The sequence below is a fragment of the Streptomyces sp. NPDC045695 genome (assembly GCF_056432025.1).
The window spans coordinates 631,083-648,970 of the sequence record NZ_JBWKJU010000002.1 but is presented as its reverse complement, the minus strand read 5'-3'; the positions used below and the strand labels follow the sequence as shown (position 1 = coordinate 648,970).

Sequence of the window (17,888 nt, the reverse complement as noted above, 5' to 3'; positions counted from 1 at the left end):
ACCGGCAGTGGAGGCTCGGCACAATCTGACCTCCGATCAGCATCAGCAGACAGTCAACGACCTGTTCGGCAGAGGATTCCGACCCATCTGCGTCAGTGGCTACGGCAATGAACCCCGCTTTGCCTCCATCTGGGTGCAACAAGACGGACCGGCAGTGGAGGCTCGGCACAATCTGACCTCCGATCAGCATCAGCAGACAGTCAACGACCTGTTCGGCAGAGGATTCCGACCCATCTGCGTCAGCGGCTACGGCAATGAACCCCGCTTTGCCTCCATCTGGGTGCAACAAGACGGACCGGCAGTGGAGGCTCGGCACAATCTGACCTCCGATCAGCATCAGCAGACAGTCAACGACCTGTTCGGCAGAGAATTCCGACCCATCTGCGTCAGCGGCTACTAAGAGGGCGGTTCGTGAGTCTTCGGGTGGTTCTGTCGTCGCCTGATGGTGTGGGCGCCGACAGAACCCCGCGGCTCGCAGTCGTCGATCTGGTGATGTGATGAGGTGACTGAACGCAAGCCGTACCCGAGTGACTTATCGGATGGGCAGTGGGCGTTGATCGAGCCGGTGATCACGGCGTGGAAGAGCCGGCATCGCTCGGTCAGCGGCCACCAGGGCGCCTATGCAATGAGGGAGATCGTGAACGCGATCCTCTACCAGGGCCGGGCCGGCTGCCAGTGGGCTTACCTCCCGAACGACCTCCCGCCCAAGAGCGCGACGTACTACTACTTCGCAGCTTGGCGGGACGACGGGACCGACCAGGTCATCCACGAACTCCTGCGCTGCCAGGTCCGCGAACGGGCCCGCCGATTAGAGGACCCGACCCTGGTGGTGCTGGACACCCAGAGTGTTCACGCCGCTGCCGGGGTCCCCGCCTCCACGACCGGCCACGACGCCGCGAAACGAGTCCCAGGCCGCTAGCGGGGCCTGGCCGTGGACGTGCTCGGGCTCGTCATCGCGGTGGTCGTACTCGCCGCGAACGTCCACGACAACACCGTCGGCATCGCTCTGCTCGGCCAAGTTGCCGAGAACACCGGCAACACCGTCGAGAAAGCCCTGGTCGACCAGGGCTTCAAGACCGCCGTGGTCGCCCACGGCACCACGCTCGGGATCGACGTGGAGATCGTCCAACGCAACCCGCAGGACATCGGTTTCGTCCCGCAGCCGAAGCGCTGGAGGGTCGAGCAGACCTACGGAATCCTGATACTGCACCGGCGCCTGGTCCGCGACTACGAACACCGCCCGGCCTCCTCGGCCTCCCGCGTCTACTGGGCCATGATCCACGTGATGGCCCGCCGGCTCACCGGAGAAAACACCCCCACCTGGCGCGACCCGCTCACGGTGACCACGTGAACCTTCAGCCCCTCCTGGATGCCCTCGGCATCCAGGAAGACGCCGCCCGGGCCCTGGCCGACGACCTCCGCGGGCAGATCGCCGAACTGCACAACCGCCTTCGGGAAGTCGAGACCCGTCTCGAACACCTCGTGATCACGCGGGAGACCGTCACCGGCCTCATCGACCGGCTCCCGGCCGGCCCACCGGACCTGCCCGAGCACCCGGACTACCCCCGCATCCTCAGCGTCTTCAACGACGCGACCGGACCTCTACGAGCCCGGGACATTCGCGAAGCCCTTGACCACGAACTGCTGCCGAGGAACATTGAGGGCACCCGCGCAAAGCTGAAACGCCTGGTCAAGCTCTACATCCTCACCGAGGCCGACGTCGGCAGCTTCACCAGGAAGCAGTAGCCCGCACCCACCTCATCTGGAAACGGACATCACCTCACGAACCACACTCTGAGACAGGCGCCATGGCCTGATCCAAAGACGTCGCTAATCTTCCTGAAGGCCCGTGGCACGGCCACCCTGCCGCGCCGCGGTGCGCAGTGCCGCGATGAGTGCCGTGGTCGTCGGGTTCGCGGTCTCGGTGTGACGCGTCGCGGCGAACAGCAAGCGCCGGATGGGGTGGCCGTCGAGGGGTGCGGTGTGGATGCCGGGGGTGGTCGGATCGATGGCCGTCCGGGGGACGAGCGCCGTGGCGAGACCGGCCCGTGCGAGGGCGAGCTGGGCGGCGATGCTTCGACACCGGTATCGCGGCCAAGGTCTGACAACGCGTCCGGCAGACTCTCCGACGTGTCTGCCGACCTTGTTCCCGACGATCTCTGGGAGCGCATAGCTCCGCTTCTCCCCACTCGCCCTGCCCGACGCCATCGCCACCCCGGACGACTGCCGGTATCGGACCGCGTCGCACTCGCCGGCATCGTCTACGTGCTGCGCAAAGGCGTGGCTTGGCTCGATGTGCCCATCCACGTCATTGGCTGCTGAGGAGTGACCGCCTGGCGTCGGCTCCGGGACTGGACTGAGGCTGGCGTCTGGCCCCGTTTGCATGAGCTCCTTCTCGCGCGGAGTGCGAAACTCCTACGGATTCCGTCCCCTCGCGGAAGATCGCGGCTTCCCGGACGACGCCTCGGATGGGCTGCGAGGTGAGTTCGCCGGCTACGGCGGCCCCCACGATGTTCACGGGACCACCTGGCTGACTTGGGCCGAGCTGGACACCACGGACTGGCAGGAGACCGACGCCTCAGGCACACGAACGCGTGCATCAGCCGCAGGGATCGACACCGACTGGGGTCGGGTCTGGAGCGTCATGCGCATCCTCAGCGAAGTCCACGGGGCCGAGAACGTGCGCCTTGTCGTCTGGTTCCATTGACTCGTGGCTGCGTACCTGGTTGGCCCCAGAGTGCTTTAGGTGGTCCGTGAGAGCGTCTTAGATGGCCCGCAGCGCGCTACGTGACCTGGCTGGTATCGCTGTCACTGGCTCCACGTACGGTCTGCGCATGGTTGATCAGCAGTGGAGCGGGGTCCGTCAGCGTGTGATCGCGTTGGGCGCCCAGCCGTCGAGCGGCATGGTGTTCGGTTCGCTCGGGCACAGGTGGGTCCTCGAAGACCCCCTGACGGATGACGAGCTTGCCGAACTCGAAGCGCAGATCGGCGTGCGATTGCCGGAGGACTACCGCAGCTTCCTCACCGTCGTGGGAGCCGGTGGCGCGGGTCCGGCGTACGGTCTCTTCCCCATCCGCCGTGTGCAAGGCCGCTGGCGCTGGGAAGGAGACGGTGCCGACCTGGCCGATCTGTCCATGCTCGCTCAGCCCTTTCCCGACCACGGCCCGGATCCCGACGCCCTCAGCTCACTTCTCGCTGTTCGTCCTGAAGAAGAGGACTTCGACGAGATCGAGGACTTCGACGACGCCGTCGAAGCGTGGGACGAACGCTGGGACGCCCTGATGTTCGCTCCCGAGCGCACCGCCGGCGCGATCGTGATCTCCCACCTCGGTTGCGCACAAAGGGAGTGGCTGATCATCAGCGGCACCTACCGCGGCACCGTCTGGTCAGACCCCCGGGCAGACGACGCCGACCTCCGTCCACTCCTCGACCAGGCTGCGAAGCCGGTCACGTTCAATCACTGGTACATCGACTGGCTGCAGAAGGCGGAACTCACTGCACACCAGCCCGCCTGACGCTGAGCACTGACGTGGCACGGCGCTGCACCGTCGACAGGATGAGCGTGGCAGTTGGCCCTTTAGCGTGGCGGTTGGCCCGAGCGCGTTCCACGTCCTGCGGTGCTGGTGCCCGATGCGGCACCCGGCCGGCGGTTCGCTCCTTTGGCAGGACCACCAGAGCGGTGACCGCGGAACACCTGCAGACGAGCAGAGCCAGCCCCCTGAGACGGTCACGCTGTTGCATGCACACGGAAGGGCCGGGCCGCGCCCTGCAGCAACTTGCCTCGGTGAGGGGGGACCGGAACCAACGGCCACTGGGTCCGGCCTCCGCGCCCACAGCCGGAGTTGCTGTTCTGTCAGAAAAGGGGGCAGTACGGGCAATCGGATGTGCAAAGCTGAGGAAATGACGTTCGATTTCGAAGCGGAATGGACGCGGTCGAAGGGGGAGGCGGCCATGCGTCTCGCCTCCGCCGGGCCGTCGCCCGCACCCACTCCCCAGCCGAGTGCCTCCGCGTCCCCGGCCCCTGCGCCGGGGAATGCCGACCTCGGCCTCGTGGACGCTCCCGTGCATTCCAAGGCGTCCGGCATCCGTACGGCGAACGCCGGGGCCCGGGGCAAGTCCTCGCTCGACGACGCCGAGGCCGTGGGCCGAAGCCACGCGGGGTGGGCGGCCGGGTCGGCCAGCAACGACTGCGTGGGCGCCTGGCAGCGCAGGCTCCGGGAGCTCGCGGACCTCGTCGACAGCGCGGCTGACGCCCTGACCACGGGTACGAACGCGATCACCACCGAAGACAGGGCGATAGCCGACGGACTGCGCGCGGCCGGCGGCGTGCTGGAGGACGCCTGATGGTTTCCGTACCCGAGCTGAAGCAGGCCGACCCGCAGAAGTGGCGCACCGCGGCAGACGATGCGGTGGCCGTGGCCAAGCAGTGCGACGGCCTCGCCTCCTACGCCCGCGAGGACGTCGCCCGTACGGTCAGCCGGTACTGGGTCGGCGAGGCCGGCCGCGCCGCGACGGAACGGTTCGTGAAGCACGCCGGCGACTACGAGACGTCCGCGCTCGCCCTGCGCGCGATGGCCAAGGTCTACGACGACCTGGCCGCGGCGATCGAGGCGGCACAGCGGGACCTGAACAGCGCCCTGGACTACGCCCGCAGCCGCGATCTGAAGGTCGACGACAGCGGCCGGGTCCAGTTGTCCCGCCCCGTCCTGGTCCCGCAGGGCAGTACCGAGCACCTCGAACCGGTCAACCACGCACAGGGGATCATCGTCGACGCCCTGCGGAAGGCGACCCAGGCTGATGTGGAGGCGGCACGCGCCCTGCGCACGATCGAGGGCCTCACCGCTGTATCCGACCCGAAGCTGGCCAAGGAGGCCCTGACCCCGGGTTCCCCGCTCGCCGTCGCCCTGGCTCTGGCGGGCGGCACCGACGGCCTGCACCCGGTCAACGTCTCCCCGGCCCAGTTCGCCGCGCTGAACCGGGCCGCTGCCGAGACGGGCATCAGCCGAAAGCTGCTGCTGGCGATCCTGTGGCAGGAACAGCAGTGGTACCAGAACTTCAGCCCTGGCCTGTCCGGCCCGCTGGCGCAGGCGGGGCGTATCTTCGACTGGACGCTGCAGCAGTCACTCAAGCCCGACAAATCCCTCGGCATCACGCACATGAAGCCGGACACCGCGCGGGAGGTGATGGAGCGCAACCGAAGGGCATTCACGCTTCCGGACGGCACCTTCCTCGGGAGCCTCGGTGACGCGGAACTCACCAAGTACATCGAGGAGAACCCCGACGAGAACATCCGCATGAGTGCCTACCACCTGAAGGACATCCAGGAGAACCCCTACGGGGCGAGGACCGACAAGCAGCTTTTCACCCTGTACGCGGCAGATACCCCTGGCGTCCGGGAGCTGAACGAGCAGTACGGCGACGAGTCGGGCGACCGGGGCGGCGACATCAGGACCCGGGGCGAGAACTGGGACAAGGTGGAGTCGCACTTGGACGACGCGATGGCCTGGTATGCGCTCACGGACGAGCAGCGGGCCACCGCTGTGCGACAGCTCGAATCGCAGACCCCGGCCGGACACCACGTCTCCGTCGACCCGATCTACCATGAGGGCGGCGGCCCGCACACCGGAACGGGAACGGGCCCCGCGGAACCCGGCACCCCCTCCCCCAGCCCGGGACCGGCGCCCCGTCCGCCGAGGAGCAACTGATCCATGCGCACACGGAAGTCCGTCCCGCTGCTCATGGGGCTGTTGCTGGCGTTGAGCAGCTGCGCTCTCGGCGGCGGCGAGCGGGGGCCCGAGCCGTTGACGCCGATGCCGAGCGAGGTGCCGACCGGTCCCGAGTACGCGTCGGTCGACGACGTGATCGCCGCCCTGGCGAAAGGCGGCTTCGACTGCAAGGTGACCCTGCGGAACAAGAACCAGTTCGGCTCGGACGCCACCTGCGAGGTACAGCACCGTGCAACGACCGTCGTCAACGAGATCTCCGTACTGAGCACGTCTCGATACAGCCGGGACGAGATCGGCGACTCGATCGCGACAGGGCGCGGGGCGTACCGGCACACCATCGTCGCCGCCGGCAACTGGTTCATCTGGGTACGGCCCGGGGTCTACGCCCACGACATGGCCAAGGCGCTGCCCGGTGCCGTAGTCCTGGAACCACTCATGGAAAAGTAGGGAGCCCGGGCTCGCCACACTCGCTGCACCCGGGCCCGCTCGTGATCACCATTCATGAGTGCGCGGCCTGTCCGCGCTGCCCGAGTTCCTCCTGGCCTCCGTACTCGCCTCGGTCATCGGGGTGCAGCTCGGTTGGCTGCCCGCCCTGGGGTGGTACGGGCCACAGTGGAACTATCTGCTCGCCTACAACCAGCTCTACCTCGCCCTGCCCGAGGAGGTGCAGCGCGCAACCGGCTCCCAGTCAGCGCTGTCCTGGTGTTCGCGCTGGCCTCCCTTCGGGCCGTGCGCGCACAACTCGCCGTCACCCGCTGGGCAGGCGACCGGCTCGGCCTGCGCCGTTCCATGGCCGTCGGACTGCTGCTCATCGCCGCCGCTTTCACGGTCGTGGCCGCCGCCCGACCCGCCGGATGGACGGGCATCGCCGGGCTGCTGCCCGCCACCGGTTACGTCCTCCTGCTCACGCTGGGCCAGATGCTGATCGTCCCGGCGGCCCGCGCCTGGGTGCCCGATCTCGCCGAGGCCGGCCGCCTCGGGCTCTACACCGGGGCCTTGTCCTCCGTCTCGGGTCTCATCGTCCTTTCTGGGCAGCTCAGCCACCGGCTCCCTGCTCGACCTGGGCCTCCCGCCGGCCGTGCCGTGGCTCGTCCTCGCCGCCCTTGGCCGTCGCTCTGCTGCCCCATCGGCCGCAAGGCCCCGAAGGCGGGGCAGGCGGGCAGGCGAGGCAGGTGCGGGCCCGGAGCGCTGGCGGCTCCTGCCCGGCGCCCGAAGCTCCGCCTGTTCTCGCCGCCGATGCCTTCCGCCTTCGCCGCTTCTCAGGCGGCGCTGGCCTTCGCGACCTCGGCGTCGGCGGCCGTCCCGGTGGCGGCCGGTCGCGCCGTGCGGACGAGCGGGACCGTCGCGCACGCGGCGAGCAGGGCCGCCACGGCGATCGCGTACCAGCCGTTCCGGAACGCGGCGGCAGCCTGTCCGGGGGCCGGGGTGCCGAGGATGCCGACCAGGATCGCGACACCGAGCACCGCGCCGATCTGGCGGCCCATCGAGGTGATGGCCGAGCCGGTGGCGAAGCGGGCCGGCGGCAGGGCGGCCGCCGACGCCCCGGTCAGCACCGGGAGCGTCATGCCGACGCCGAGGCCGGTCAGCATCATGCCGGGCAGGAGCGAGGCCGTGTAGGACGAGCCGGAGTCGAGCGTCGCGGCCCACCACAGGATGCCGGCCGCGAACAGGACACTTCCCGCCATCGCGATGCGGCCCGCACCGAATCTGGCGACGGCGGGCCCGATCCGCAACGCGACCGGTGGCACCAGCAAGGGGCCGGGCGCGATGGCCAAGCCGGTGCGCAGAGCGGAGTAGCCCCATACGTCCTGGCACCAGAGCACCGCGCCGAGCAGCATTCCGGCGAACGCGACGGTGAACAGCGTCAGGGTGGCCGCGGCGGATGCGAACGCCGGAACCCGCAGCAGCGGCAGCTCGATGATCGGCACGGGGTGGCGCGCTGAGCGCAGGACGAACCAGACGCCGAGCACAACCGCGCCCGCCAGGCCGCCGAGGGTGGCGGCGCTCGTCCAACCCCAGTCAGGCGCCTTGACCAGGCCGAGCGCGAGCGTGGCGATCGATCCGGTGAGAAGGGCGGCGCCGAACAGGTCGGGCAGCGGGCTCCTCTGGGCCCCGACGCGTTCGGGCGACGGCAGCGCCTTGAGGCCGATCGCGAACGCCGCGATCCCCACGGGCACGTTGACGATGAACACCCATCGCCATCCGGCCTCGACCAGCAGCCCGCCGACCACCGGCCCGAGTCCGGCCGCGATCCCGCCGATCGACGCCCAGGCCCGCACGGCCCCGGCGCGCTTCTCGGGGGCCGTCGTGTCGAGCAGCAGCGCGAGCGACGTCGGCATCAGCAGCGCTGCGCCGGCGGCCTGCACGAGGCGTGCCCCGACCAGCGTCCCGACGTCGGGAGCGAGTGCGCAGCCGACCGAGGCGAGGGTGAACACGGCCAGTCCGGTCAGGAAGACCGGCTTGTGGCCGGAGCGGTCGGCGACGCGGCCGGCGACCACGAGGAGCGCCGCGAAGACGATCGCGTAGCCGTTGAGGACCCAGGAGAGGGAGCCGAGGCCGCTGCCGCCGAACGAGTGGCCGATCGCGGGGAGGGCCGCGTTGACGATGAAGAGGTCGAGGTTCGACATGAAGACCGAGGCCGCGACCGTCGCGAACACGGCTCGGGCCCCTAGTGGGTTTGAATTTCCAACTATCATGATCGGAGGCTAGCGGGGTGCGTTTGAAAACACAACGGAGTCGGGAGAGGATGGGGACGTGACCTCGAACAAGAAGCAGGGCGGGAACCCGGTTCCCCACCCCGAAGTGCCCGGTCGGCCGTGCTCGGTGGCAGCCGCGCTGCAACTCGTCGGCGAACGCTGGGCCCTTCTGGCGATCCGCGAGATCTTCTACGGCAACCAGCGCTTCGACCAGATCGTCCGCAACACCGGCGCCCCGCGCGACCGCCTCGCCGCCCGGCTGCGCGCACTGGAAGAGGCGGGCGTGGTCGAGCGCCGCGCCTACAGCGAGCGCCCCGTGCGCTTCGCGTACCACCTCACGGAGGCCGGCCGTGAACTCGCACCGGTGATGCGCGCGCTGCTGGCCTGGGGCGACCGCTGGGCGGTGGACACTCCGCCGGTCGCCGTCCGGCATCGCGGCGGGCCCGGGTCCGCGCACGGCGTCGAGCACGACCTCGACCTGGCGTCGACGTGCCGGACCTGCGGTGAGGAGGTCGCGCCGGGAAGTCTCACGATCGACGTGCGGGCGCCTGGATGGGACCAGGCCGGACCGCTCGAAGGCCGCGCACCGAGTGCTTCTTGAGGGGCTACGGCAAGACCGCGGGGGCGGCGTCCCCCTGGCCGTCGAAGGTCTCGGCGGCTGAGCTTGAGCTCCACCGGGTGGCGTTGTCCAGGTGAGCGCGTGGGCACGCCGGGGCCCGCGTCGCGCCGTTCACGCACGGGACCAGATGGCACAGGGCGGCCTCCTCCGGAGCGATGCTCACCTGCCGTGGCGCGCGAGACGCCTCTCTCGGCGTCACCGGTGCCGCAGCGCTGGACGCGGGCGGGCAATGTGCGTCTGGCGCGCCGCGGACGTCACTGGCGCTGGCGCTGGCGCTGGCGCTGGCGCATGGGTGTGTGCCATGAGGCTCCCACCGGCATCCATCCGGTCCCGCAGCTCATCGAGCCGCGCCCATGACCTCGTAAGTCCCCGCTGACCCGCCGCAGCGCTCGCTCCCGCTCCGATCGAGGAATGGGATACAGAACGCAACGATGCACAGGTACAACAGAACCCATGACGGTCTTCTACTGCTCCAGATGCGGCAACGCACTCACGCCGGACTTGACAGCGCTGCCCACCATTCCGACCGTCCCAGGCTTCGACGTTGCCCGGCCCCAAGGAGCCCGACAGGCCCCGCCTACGGTCCCCCAGGGCTGCTACGCGATCGAACCCGAGGCGTGGGGAGCGCCGTTCGTCCCGCAGGATGACCAAGACAACCCAGTACCGTCCCAGCCCCGCGGGCTCGTCAGGGCCACGCAGGACGGCTTCGTCATCTCGGCCGGCCCCCGGAACACGATCGTTCTTCACCCCGACGATGCGTCCGTTCTGCAGCCTTTGCCCGGCTGGGAGAACAGCACTGGATGCTGCGGCCCCGACGGAACGGAAGGGCCGAACCGAGCCTGTCCCTGCGGAGCCCGCATTGCCACGCTCGCCTCGGACTGCACCGGGCCGTACGAACTACACCTCGACCCGGTCCGGACCCACGCATTCACCCAGCCGGTGTGAAGCGAGAAGTCCCGTCTGACGGTGAGTCGGAACTGCCGGGCAAAGGCCGGGTCGACGGCGGGAGAACCGCCTTAGACGCTCGGGGCGACGGGCCGCTTGTAGTAGCGCCACGGGAACCACCCCGCACCGACCGGGATCCATCCTTCTGATTCCAGTCGTCGATGCCGCGCGCCGGAGGGGAGCGTCACCCGGCAGTGCTCCCAGGGATAGCCGGACGCCTCCACCTCGTGGAAGAAGGGGCCATAGCCGACCATGTGCCATCCGTCGCGGCCGGCCTCCTCCAGAGCGGCCATCTCGTTGAACGCGGTCAACCCGCTGAGAGTGCGGCGCTTCGGAGCGTTCGGCCCCTCGGCGAGCGGTGCCGACAGGCCCGCTCCCGCGCCCTTGCCCGCGAAGCGCTGCTGGGCGGCCTGGCGGCTCACCCCCAGGACGCGGCCCACCGTGTCCCAGCTGTGGCCGGCGGCCCTGGCGCCCTGGACGGCCTCGCGCAGCAGCCGGCTGGCCTCCTCCGCGCCGACGCGTGAGGCGTCCAGCAGGCGCAGGTAGCCGTGGGCATCGTGTTCGAGCGAGTCGGCCAGCCCGTCGGGGGCGCCCAGGACGGCCGCGGCGATCCCTTCCCGGATCCGGTCCATCTCCGCCGGGCGGAGCAGTGGTTCGTCGCTCATCGGCGCAGTCCGGAAAGGGGTTCGAGGGCGTCGAGGACTGCCTCGTCGCGGCGCGCCTGCTCGGCGTGGTTGTGCGCCGCCGCCCTGGCGGCCAGCGCGCCCGTCCGGGCGATGCACACGAGGCTCCCGACGGTGAGGGCGACGGTGGCCAGGGTGCCGAGCCGGCCGCCGAACATCACCGCCATGGCCGGGAGGCTCACGGCGAGCGGTAGTACGGCGGCGCTGGACGCAGTGGCGGGAAAGAGGTCCCGGAGTCGGGCCTTCAAGATCAACATGCGTCAAGGAAACCTTGACACGGGCGACTTGTCAAGAATCCCTTGACACCAATGCCGCCGCCGGAAGATCGGCAGCATCGAGGACGTGTGCGGCTGGACTCGTATCACCTCTACAGGTGTAGAGTTCGCAGCCTCTACGGGTGTAGAGGTAGATCTGGCCCACCTCAAGGAGTCACGATGAGCACGACCGCCCCGTCCCTTCCCAGACACAAGCCCGAGCCGCTGCGCCCCTTCAAGGTGGGAGCCAACGGGTTCTTGGTGCTGGGTGCGGGCCACCTCGCCCTAGCCGCCGCAGCGGCCTTGGGCGACCCGACCCCGCAGCAAGAGGCCTCCTCGGCCGCCATGCGGGCCTCGAGCATGACGCTGCTGGGCCTGGAACGCAGCACCCTCGATCTCGTCAACGGCATGAGCTCCGTCATGGCCCTGTTCGTCATCGTCTGTGCCTTCCTCGCCCACTTCGCCGTCCGGCACTCCCCGGCCCTGGTCGAGCGGCGCACCGCCTTCGGGTGGACGCTTCTCGCCGCCTCAATCGTCGGACTGGCGATATCCGCCCTCCTCCTGCCCCTCCCGCCGATCGTCGTCCTCACCGTCACCAGCTGCGCCTTCGCCCTGTCCCTGCGCCGGGCGGCGCCCTGACCGCGGGCTCGGCGGGCGTCGATGCCGGGCGGTGGCCTCCGGAGCCCGTGCGTCGGCAGCCCAACTGCCCGGCCGCGACCCGCACCGCGCTTGCCGGTCAAGGCTGCTGACGGTCCGTCATTGACGCTGGGCCGGTCCCGCGGATGGGCGCTGCGACCTACCCTTTCCCCCGTCACCGCCTCGCGCCGGGAAACGGGTGTGCGATTGTCGGTCGGGCGTGATAGTCACTACCCCCATGGGAGGTGATCAACGCGCTCCCCGTTCGAACACATCAAGGGGTGGGGGCATGACGTTGCTCCGTCAATGGGGGGTCACGCTAGGCAAATGGGCCGGCAGGCCCGTGGCTCGCGTGCAGGAGGACTCGGGGGATCCCGACGTGCGGCGCGTGCGGGAGGCCGCCGCCCGCGCGGACTGGAGCGCCGTGCGCGAGGTGCTCGAAGCGCGCTCGGAAAGTGACGACCGGACCGAGCTGCTGTGGGCCGTAGGCGACACCGCAGGAGTGGAGCGCTGGATCGACGGAGTCGTCGAAGCGGAAGCCGACTCCGCCCTGCCCCGTCTCGTGGCGGGCATCCGCCACATCAGCTGGGGGTGGGAAGCTCGGACCGGCGCCCGGGCGAAGGACGTCTCGCGCGAGCAGTTCGAGGTCTTCCACGCGCGGCTGCGCACGGCCGAGCAGCGGCTGTACGAGGCTGCGGAACGCGAGCCGCAGTGGACCTCGCCGTGGTACGGGCTCCAGGTCAGCGGCCGTGGCCTGGAGGTCGGGCAGACCGTCGCGCGACGCCGTTTCGAAGCCACCGTACGCCGCGACCCGCAGCATCTGGCGGCGCACCAGCAACAGTTGCAGCAGGTATGCGAGAAGTGGGGTGGCTCGCACGAGGAGATGCACGCCTTCGCCCGGTCGTCCGCGTTCGGCGCCCCCGCAGGAACGCAGCTGGGCCAGCTCGTGGCCATCGCGCACCTGGAGCACTGGCTCTCCCTCGACTCCGGACCGGACGCCGCCTACATGCGCCAGCCCGAGGTGACGGCGTCCCTCCGGTCGGCCACCGAGCACTCGTTCCGGCACCCCGACTTCGCCCGCCGGGGATCCTGGGTCCAGGTCCTGAACACCTTCGCCATGGCGTTCTCACTGGCGGGTGACCGCGACGGCGCACAGGAGTGCTTCCGTCTCACCGACGGCCGCGTCACCGAGTTCCCCTGGTACTACCTGGACGGCTCTGATCCGGCCGCCGCCTACCGTCGACTGCGTTCGTCGTCCGGGCGCTGACCCCACCCACGGCTCCAAGCCCGCGGGTCCAAGCCCGCGGGTCCAAGGCCGAACCGGGGGCCCACAACTCGCCGGCCCGGCAAGCCACTTACGCGCGCCCAGCCAACCGCTCGGGCGCGCCACCCCGCCGCGCCGCCCGCGCACACCGCCCGTCCGCTCACACCCGCCCGCCCGCGCCACTGCGACGCCCGCGCGGGCCCACCGAAAGACTTCGCCAGGTGCCCAACTCAGAGACCGCCCACACCTTCCAGGTCGACCTGCGCGGCTTGGTCGACCTGCTCTCCCACCACCTCTACTCCAGCCCCCGCGTCTACCTGCGCGAGCTGCTGCAGAACGCCGTGGACGCCATCACCGCCCGGCAGGCCCTCGCCCCCGGCTCACCCGCCACGATCACGGTGCGCACCGGCGACACCCTGACCGTCACGGACACCGGCATCGGTCTCACCGAGGCCGACGTCCACCGGTTCCTCGCCACGATCGGCCGCAGCTCCAAGCGGACCCCTGACGGGTCCCTGGACGGCTCCGGCCTCGACGCCGCACGCGGCGATTTCATCGGGCAGTTCGGTATCGGGCTGCTCGCCTGCTTCGTCGTCGCCGATGAGATCACGGTGCTCAGCCGCTCCGCGGCCGACCCGGCGGCGCCCGCCGTCGAATGGCGGGGCCACTCCGACGGCCGCTACACCATCCGGACCCTGCCCGCCTCGGCCGTGCCCGAGCCGGGCACCACCGTCCGCCTGACCCCGCGCGCCGACAACGCCGAGTGGACCGCCCCGCAGCAGGTCGTCTCCCTGGCCCGCCACTACGGCGGGCTGCTGCGCTACGAGGTCACCGTCCTCGGACCGCACGGCGAGACCCACCAGGTCAACGAAACACCACCGTGGGACAAGGCCCACCGTTCCCCGCTGGCCCGGCGCGAGGCGATGACCGCCTACTGCCGGAGCCTGTTCGACTTCACGCCCCTCGACTCCATCGAGCTCGACCTGCCGGCCGCCGGTCTGCGCGGTGTCGCGTACGTCCTGCCGACGTCCGTGAGCCCGGCACAGCGCGCCGGTCACCGCGTGCACCTCAAGGGCATGCTCCTCACGGACCAGGCCCCCGAACTGCTCCCGGAGTGGGCCTTCTTCGTACGCTGCGTCGTCGACACGACCAGTCTGCGGCCGACCGCCTCCCGGGAGGCCCTGTACGAGGACGGAACCCTGTCCGCCGTACGGGACGCCCTCGGCGACCGGATCCGGGACTGGCTCACCGGCCTCGCCGCCAGCGACCCCTCCCTGCTGCACCGCTTCATCGACACCCACCACCTCGCCGTCAAGGCACTCGCCCGCTACGACGACGAGCTGCTGCGCATCGTGCTGCCGTGGCTCCCCTTCGAGACCACCGACGGCAACGTCACCCTGGAGGAGTTCGCGCGGACGCACCCGACCCTGCTGGTCACCCGCAGCGTCGAGGAGTTCCGCCAGGTCGCCCCCATCGCCTCCGCCGCCGGCCTCGGCGTCATCAACGGCGGCTACACCTACGACCGCGACCTGGTGCACCGCCTGCCGGAGATCCGGCCCGGCACGACCGTCACCGACCTCGACCCGGCCACGGTCACCGCCCACCTCGACGCCGTCGACCCGTCCGCCGAACTGCGCGCGGCCGCCTTCCTCGCCGTGGCCCGCGAGACGATCGGCGTCCACGACTGCGACGTCGTCCTGCGCGACTTCCAGCCCGTCACCGCCCCCGCCCTGCTGCTCGACAACCGGGAGGCGCGCCACGAGCGGACCCGGTCGAGCCTCGCCGCCGACAGCGACGGCCTGTGGGCCGACATCCTCGGCTCCCTGCGCCACGAGACGCCGCGCGCCCAGCTCGTGCTCAACCACCTCAACCCGCTGGTCCGCCAGGCGATCACGATCGCCGAGCGGGGACTCGCCGTCACGACCGCGGAAGCGCTCTACGGCCAGGCCCTGCTCCTCAGCCGCCGCCCCCTGCGGGCGAGCGAGAGCGCCCTGCTCAACCGGGCTTTCATCGGCCTGCTCACTCACGCCATGCACCACACCGGCACGGCGGCACCCGGCTCCGAGCCCCGGAAGGAACTGTAGATGCTGGACACTCCCGAGGCCGTGATCGAGGCACTCCGCGAGAACGACGAGCGACCCCACGGCCTGCAGCGCACCGTCACCGCCGAGGAACTCGTCGAGGCCGCCGAGCCCTTCGACGAGCCCGATGTCCTCGTCACCGCTCTGCTGGAGCTGATGGGGGCGTACGAGTTCACCGGCGAGCACCGCAAGTCGCCCGTCGTGTTCGCCCGGGTCCTCAAGCTCTGGGACACCGCCCCCGCATCGTTCAGCCAGTGGGAGGCGCACCAGGTCTTCTGGCGTTTCAAATGGGTGACGACCTCCCTGCTGGAGGTGCCGGAGGTGCCGCTGGCCGCCATCCGGGGGTGGATCGACCAGATGCGCACCCGTTACGCCGCCGCCGGCCACGGCATGCAGCCCGTCGCTGCGATGGGCTACCACGTCGCGCGCCACACGGGTGAGGGTCTCGCCGACGCCTACGACCTCTGGGCCACCCGCCCCCGTACCGAGCTCAGCGATTGCGAGGCTTGCGAGATACGGCACTTCGCCGGGCACCGGGTGGCCGCGGGCGACGACGCCGGGGCGCTGGAGACGTGGCTGCCGGTCCTCGGCGGGGCGACGGGCTGCACCGAGGAACCTCAGATGAGCCAGGCGCGCGCCCTGCTTCCACTGCTGCGCTCCGGCCGTGCCGACGAGGCCCGCTCCCACCACTTGACCGGCTACCGCCAGGTGCGGGGCAACACCGGCATGCAGGACGAGGTGGGGCTCCACCTGGAGTTCTGCGCCCTCTCCCGCAATGAGGGGCGGGGGCTGGAGATCCTCGCCGAGAACCGCCCGCTGTTCGAGGCGACCGGTGCCCCCCTGGCCCGGCTCGGCTTCCTCACCGGCGTCGAGGTGCTGCTCGCCCGCCTCACGGAGGACGGACACGCCGATACGGCCGTCGCCGGCCCGCCCGGCCGCAACTGGACCGCCGGCGAACTCCTCGCCCACGTCCGCTCCGAGGCGGACCGGCTCGCCACCGCGTTCGACGCGCGCAACGCCACCACCGCCGTGGGAGACCGGCGCCGGGCGCGCCTCGCACAGCGCCCGCTGCTCGCCGAGCCGCTGCCGCTCGGACTGCGGACCTCCCTCACCCGGCTCCCCGCGGCGGGGTCCGCACCCGAGGGGGCTCCCGTCAGCACGGCTCCCGTCACCTCGGCCTCCGCCGGGACGGCGGTCCCCCAGGACTTCGTGAGCCTGGTGCGCGAGGCACGCCGCCTGGCCGCCGCCGGGCACCCCGGGGAGCACCGGCTCTGGGCCCGCGTCGAGGAGCTCCTGGCCGACGGCAGCGCCGCGCACGACGACGTGCTCGGCCCCGCGGAACTCCTCCAGGCGGAGCTCGCCGACCAGCGCGCGTACCTCCTCATCAGGAAGGACCGCGACACCGAGAGCGCCGCCGAGCTGAAGCGCGCCGCCGAGCTGTACGAGGGCCTGGGCATGCCCTGGCACGCCCTCTCCGCACGTAGCCGCAGCCTGGCGTGGCTGAGTACGCACGACGAAGCGGACCAGGACGCGATCCGCGCCGGCCTCGACGAAGCCCTGGCCGAGGCGGCACACCTCATGACCCAGGCGCCGTGGACGCAGGGCAAGGACGCCGAGGGGCATGCGGAACGCGAGCTGGAGTACCTGACCGTGCTGTACTCCGCGACGTTCGCCGCCTACCAGGAAGCGGTACGGGAACTGCCGGAGACCGCCGGGCCCGCCGCGGAGCGGTTCGCGGCACGCGCCGGGACGCTGCGGGCGGAGGCGGAGCGGCTGTCCGTACCCCACCACGTGGCCAACGCGCTGCAGTTCGCCGCCGACCTGGCGGGCCGCAGCGGTGACACCGCACGCGCCGAGGACGACCTGCTGGCGGCTCTCGAAGCCGTGGACGCCTCCGGACGGCCCTGGCGCGGGTCGCGCCCGCGCGCCCTGCTGGCCCAGCTGATGCTCGCCAGGGACGAGCCGGCCCGGGCGGTGGAACTCCTGCACCAGGCCCTCGCCGACGCGGCCCGTTACGACGACACGGACTTCGCGGTGGCTCCCACGTACGTCCTGCTCGGCCACGCGGCCTCGCACCTCGACGACGTGAACGGCGCGGTGCGCCATCTCTCGGAGGCGGCCGCGCGCTTCGATCTGGACGGCGCCCACGACGAGGCCACCGACGTACGGCTCCAGCTCGCCGAGGTCCTGGCACGCAGCGGTCGGCAAGCCGACGCGGTCGCCGTCCTGGAATCCGTACTGGCCGGTGAGAGCGCGCCCGCGGGCGACGAACGACCCCTCGCGCAAGCCCGTCTGACCCTGGCGCGTGGACTGCGGGAGCTCGGGGAGTACCTGCCGGCGGCCGAGGAGTTCCTGCGGCTCGCGGACATCGTCGCCGCGTGGGAGGACGACGGTCAGGTCCTGACGCTGGTGGCGGCGGAGGCGGCCACGGCGCTGGCCATGGCCGAGCGGTGGGACGCGGCCGCGGCGGCGTACGAACGGGCCGTCGCGGCCCACGCCGAGGCGCCGAACCCGTCGTTGATCATCCACATGATGTGCGAGTTCGCCCGCCTCACCATGCTCGTCCGGGGGGCCGACGGCCTGGACGCTGCCCTGGATCAGCTCGCCCAGGCCGACGCGGTCCGCGCCGCCGTGCCCGAGGACGCGGAGGACTTCGCTCCCTGGCACGGCCGTGGCACGGTGCACTACCGCCGCGCTCGCGTCCTGGCAGAGGCCGAACGGTTCGAGCAGGCCCTCACCGAGGCGGAGGCGGCCATCGCCGCCCACGAGGAGGGCGGCGAGCACGGTGAGGTCCTGCGGGCCGAAGCGGTCCGGATCGCGGCCCTGATCGAGGGCAACGGCCTCGCTCGCTTCGAGGGGGCGATCGCGCGCCTGACGGCTGCCGCCGCCCGCTGCCGCCGAGCCGGCCTCCCGGAGGCCGCTGACATCCTCGACGCCCTCCGCCAGGACTACCTGAAGCGGTAGCCCACGACGACGCTCACGAC

General features: G+C 71.0%; 16 protein-coding genes and 3 pseudogenes. 15 read left to right on the top strand and 4 right to left on the bottom strand.

All coding sequences use genetic code 11. The features are described 5' to 3' along the window. The 3 genes and pseudogenes from AC07DU_RS06235 to AC07DU_RS06225 all read left to right on the top strand — a co-directional run. Positions 1-400 (top strand): hypothetical protein (locus AC07DU_RS06235; RefSeq protein ID WP_479109846.1); only part of this gene is annotated, 400 nt, incomplete at its 5' end. Between the two features lie 102 nt (positions 401-502). Then, positions 503-1,351, top strand: a pseudogene (locus AC07DU_RS06230) (IS5 family transposase). Continuing rightward, entirely contained in the window at positions 1,348-1,746 is a 399-nt protein-coding gene (locus AC07DU_RS06225) for a hypothetical protein (RefSeq protein WP_479109844.1), read from the top strand. The pseudogene AC07DU_RS06230 and the gene AC07DU_RS06225 overlap by 4 nt, the downstream one beginning before the upstream one ends. A gap of 84 nt (positions 1,747-1,830) precedes the next feature. Here the strand turns inward: AC07DU_RS06225 and AC07DU_RS06220 are convergent, their stop codons facing one another. Then, positions 1,831-2,208, bottom strand: a complete 378-nt coding sequence (locus tag AC07DU_RS06220) for a LysR substrate-binding domain-containing protein (RefSeq protein ID WP_479109842.1) — start codon at positions 2,206-2,208, stop codon at positions 1,831-1,833. On the opposite strand from AC07DU_RS06220, the pseudogene AC07DU_RS06215 reads away from it, so the two are divergent. From AC07DU_RS06215 to AC07DU_RS06185, 7 genes and pseudogenes are all read left to right on the top strand, one after another. Further along, positions 2,131-2,400 (top strand): annotated as a pseudogene (locus tag AC07DU_RS06215) (transposase); the annotation flags it as partial. The gene AC07DU_RS06220 and the pseudogene AC07DU_RS06215 sit on opposite strands and share 78 nt — an antisense overlap. Continuing rightward, positions 2,384-2,707: a hypothetical protein gene (locus AC07DU_RS06210; RefSeq protein ID WP_479109924.1), complete on the top strand. Its 324-nt coding sequence runs from the start codon at positions 2,384-2,386 to the stop codon at positions 2,705-2,707. The pseudogene AC07DU_RS06215 and the gene AC07DU_RS06210, both read left to right, overlap by 17 nt. Positions 2,708-2,834: 127 nt before the next feature. After that, positions 2,835-3,515 carry an SMI1/KNR4 family protein gene (locus AC07DU_RS06205; RefSeq protein ID WP_479109840.1) on the top strand — a complete coding sequence of 227 codons (681 nt, stop codon included), beginning with the start codon at positions 2,835-2,837 and terminating at the stop codon, positions 3,513-3,515. Positions 3,516-3,900: 385 nt separating this feature from the next. Next, entirely contained in the window at positions 3,901-4,344 is a 444-nt protein-coding gene (locus AC07DU_RS06200; protein WP_479109838.1) for a hypothetical protein, read from the top strand. Continuing rightward, positions 4,344-5,705 (top strand): hypothetical protein, encoded by a 1,362-nt coding sequence (locus tag AC07DU_RS06195; protein WP_479109836.1) that lies wholly within the window; start codon positions 4,344-4,346, stop codon positions 5,703-5,705. The genes AC07DU_RS06200 and AC07DU_RS06195 overlap by 1 nt, the downstream gene beginning before the upstream one ends. 3 nt (positions 5,706-5,708) lie before the next feature. Beyond that, a complete protein-coding gene (locus tag AC07DU_RS06190) occupies positions 5,709-6,173 on the top strand; it encodes a hypothetical protein (protein WP_479109834.1) in 465 nt (154 codons plus the stop codon). Positions 6,174-6,345: 172 nt separating this feature from the next. Further along, positions 6,346-6,831 (top strand): annotated as a pseudogene (locus AC07DU_RS06185) (MFS transporter); the annotation flags it as partial. Between the two features lie 154 nt (positions 6,832-6,985). Here the strand turns inward: AC07DU_RS06185 and AC07DU_RS06180 are convergent. Beyond that, positions 6,986-8,383 carry an MFS transporter gene (locus AC07DU_RS06180; protein ID WP_479109832.1) on the bottom strand — a complete coding sequence of 466 codons (1,398 nt, stop codon included), beginning with the start codon at positions 8,381-8,383 and terminating at the stop codon, positions 6,986-6,988. Between the two features lie 97 nt (positions 8,384-8,480). Here AC07DU_RS06180 and AC07DU_RS06175 point away from each other — a divergent pair, with 97 nt between their 5' ends. Further along, positions 8,481-9,023: a winged helix-turn-helix transcriptional regulator gene (locus AC07DU_RS06175; RefSeq protein ID WP_479036456.1), complete on the top strand. Its 543-nt coding sequence runs from the start codon at positions 8,481-8,483 to the stop codon at positions 9,021-9,023. Positions 9,024-10,057: 1,034 nt separating this feature from the next. Here the strand turns inward: AC07DU_RS06175 and AC07DU_RS06170 are convergent. Both AC07DU_RS06170 and AC07DU_RS06165 read right to left on the bottom strand, forming a co-directional pair. Continuing rightward, positions 10,058-10,651, bottom strand: a complete 594-nt coding sequence (locus AC07DU_RS06170; RefSeq protein ID WP_479109830.1) for a hypothetical protein — start codon at positions 10,649-10,651, stop codon at positions 10,058-10,060. After that, a complete protein-coding gene (locus AC07DU_RS06165) occupies positions 10,648-10,926 on the bottom strand; it encodes a hypothetical protein (protein WP_479109828.1) in 279 nt (92 codons plus the stop codon). The genes AC07DU_RS06170 and AC07DU_RS06165 overlap by 4 nt, the downstream gene beginning before the upstream one ends. Before the next feature lie 177 nt (positions 10,927-11,103). Between AC07DU_RS06165 and AC07DU_RS06160 the strand changes: the two genes are divergently transcribed. From AC07DU_RS06160 to AC07DU_RS06145, 4 genes are all read left to right on the top strand, one after another. Next, positions 11,104-11,562 (top strand): LIC_13387 family protein, encoded by a 459-nt coding sequence (locus AC07DU_RS06160; protein WP_479109826.1) that lies wholly within the window; start codon positions 11,104-11,106, stop codon positions 11,560-11,562. A gap of 340 nt (positions 11,563-11,902) precedes the next feature. Beyond that, complete coding sequence (locus tag AC07DU_RS06155; protein WP_479109824.1) at positions 11,903-12,826, top strand: hypothetical protein; 924 nt, start codon at positions 11,903-11,905, stop codon at positions 12,824-12,826. A 218-nt stretch (positions 12,827-13,044) separates the two neighbouring features. Beyond that, on the top strand, positions 13,045-14,907 hold the full coding sequence (locus tag AC07DU_RS06150) for an HSP90 family protein (protein ID WP_360893224.1): 1,863 nt from the start codon (positions 13,045-13,047) through the stop codon (positions 14,905-14,907). Continuing rightward, positions 14,908-17,868, top strand: a complete 2,961-nt coding sequence (locus AC07DU_RS06145; protein ID WP_479109822.1) for a hypothetical protein — start codon at positions 14,908-14,910, stop codon at positions 17,866-17,868. Positions 17,869-17,888: the final 20 nt, after the last annotated feature.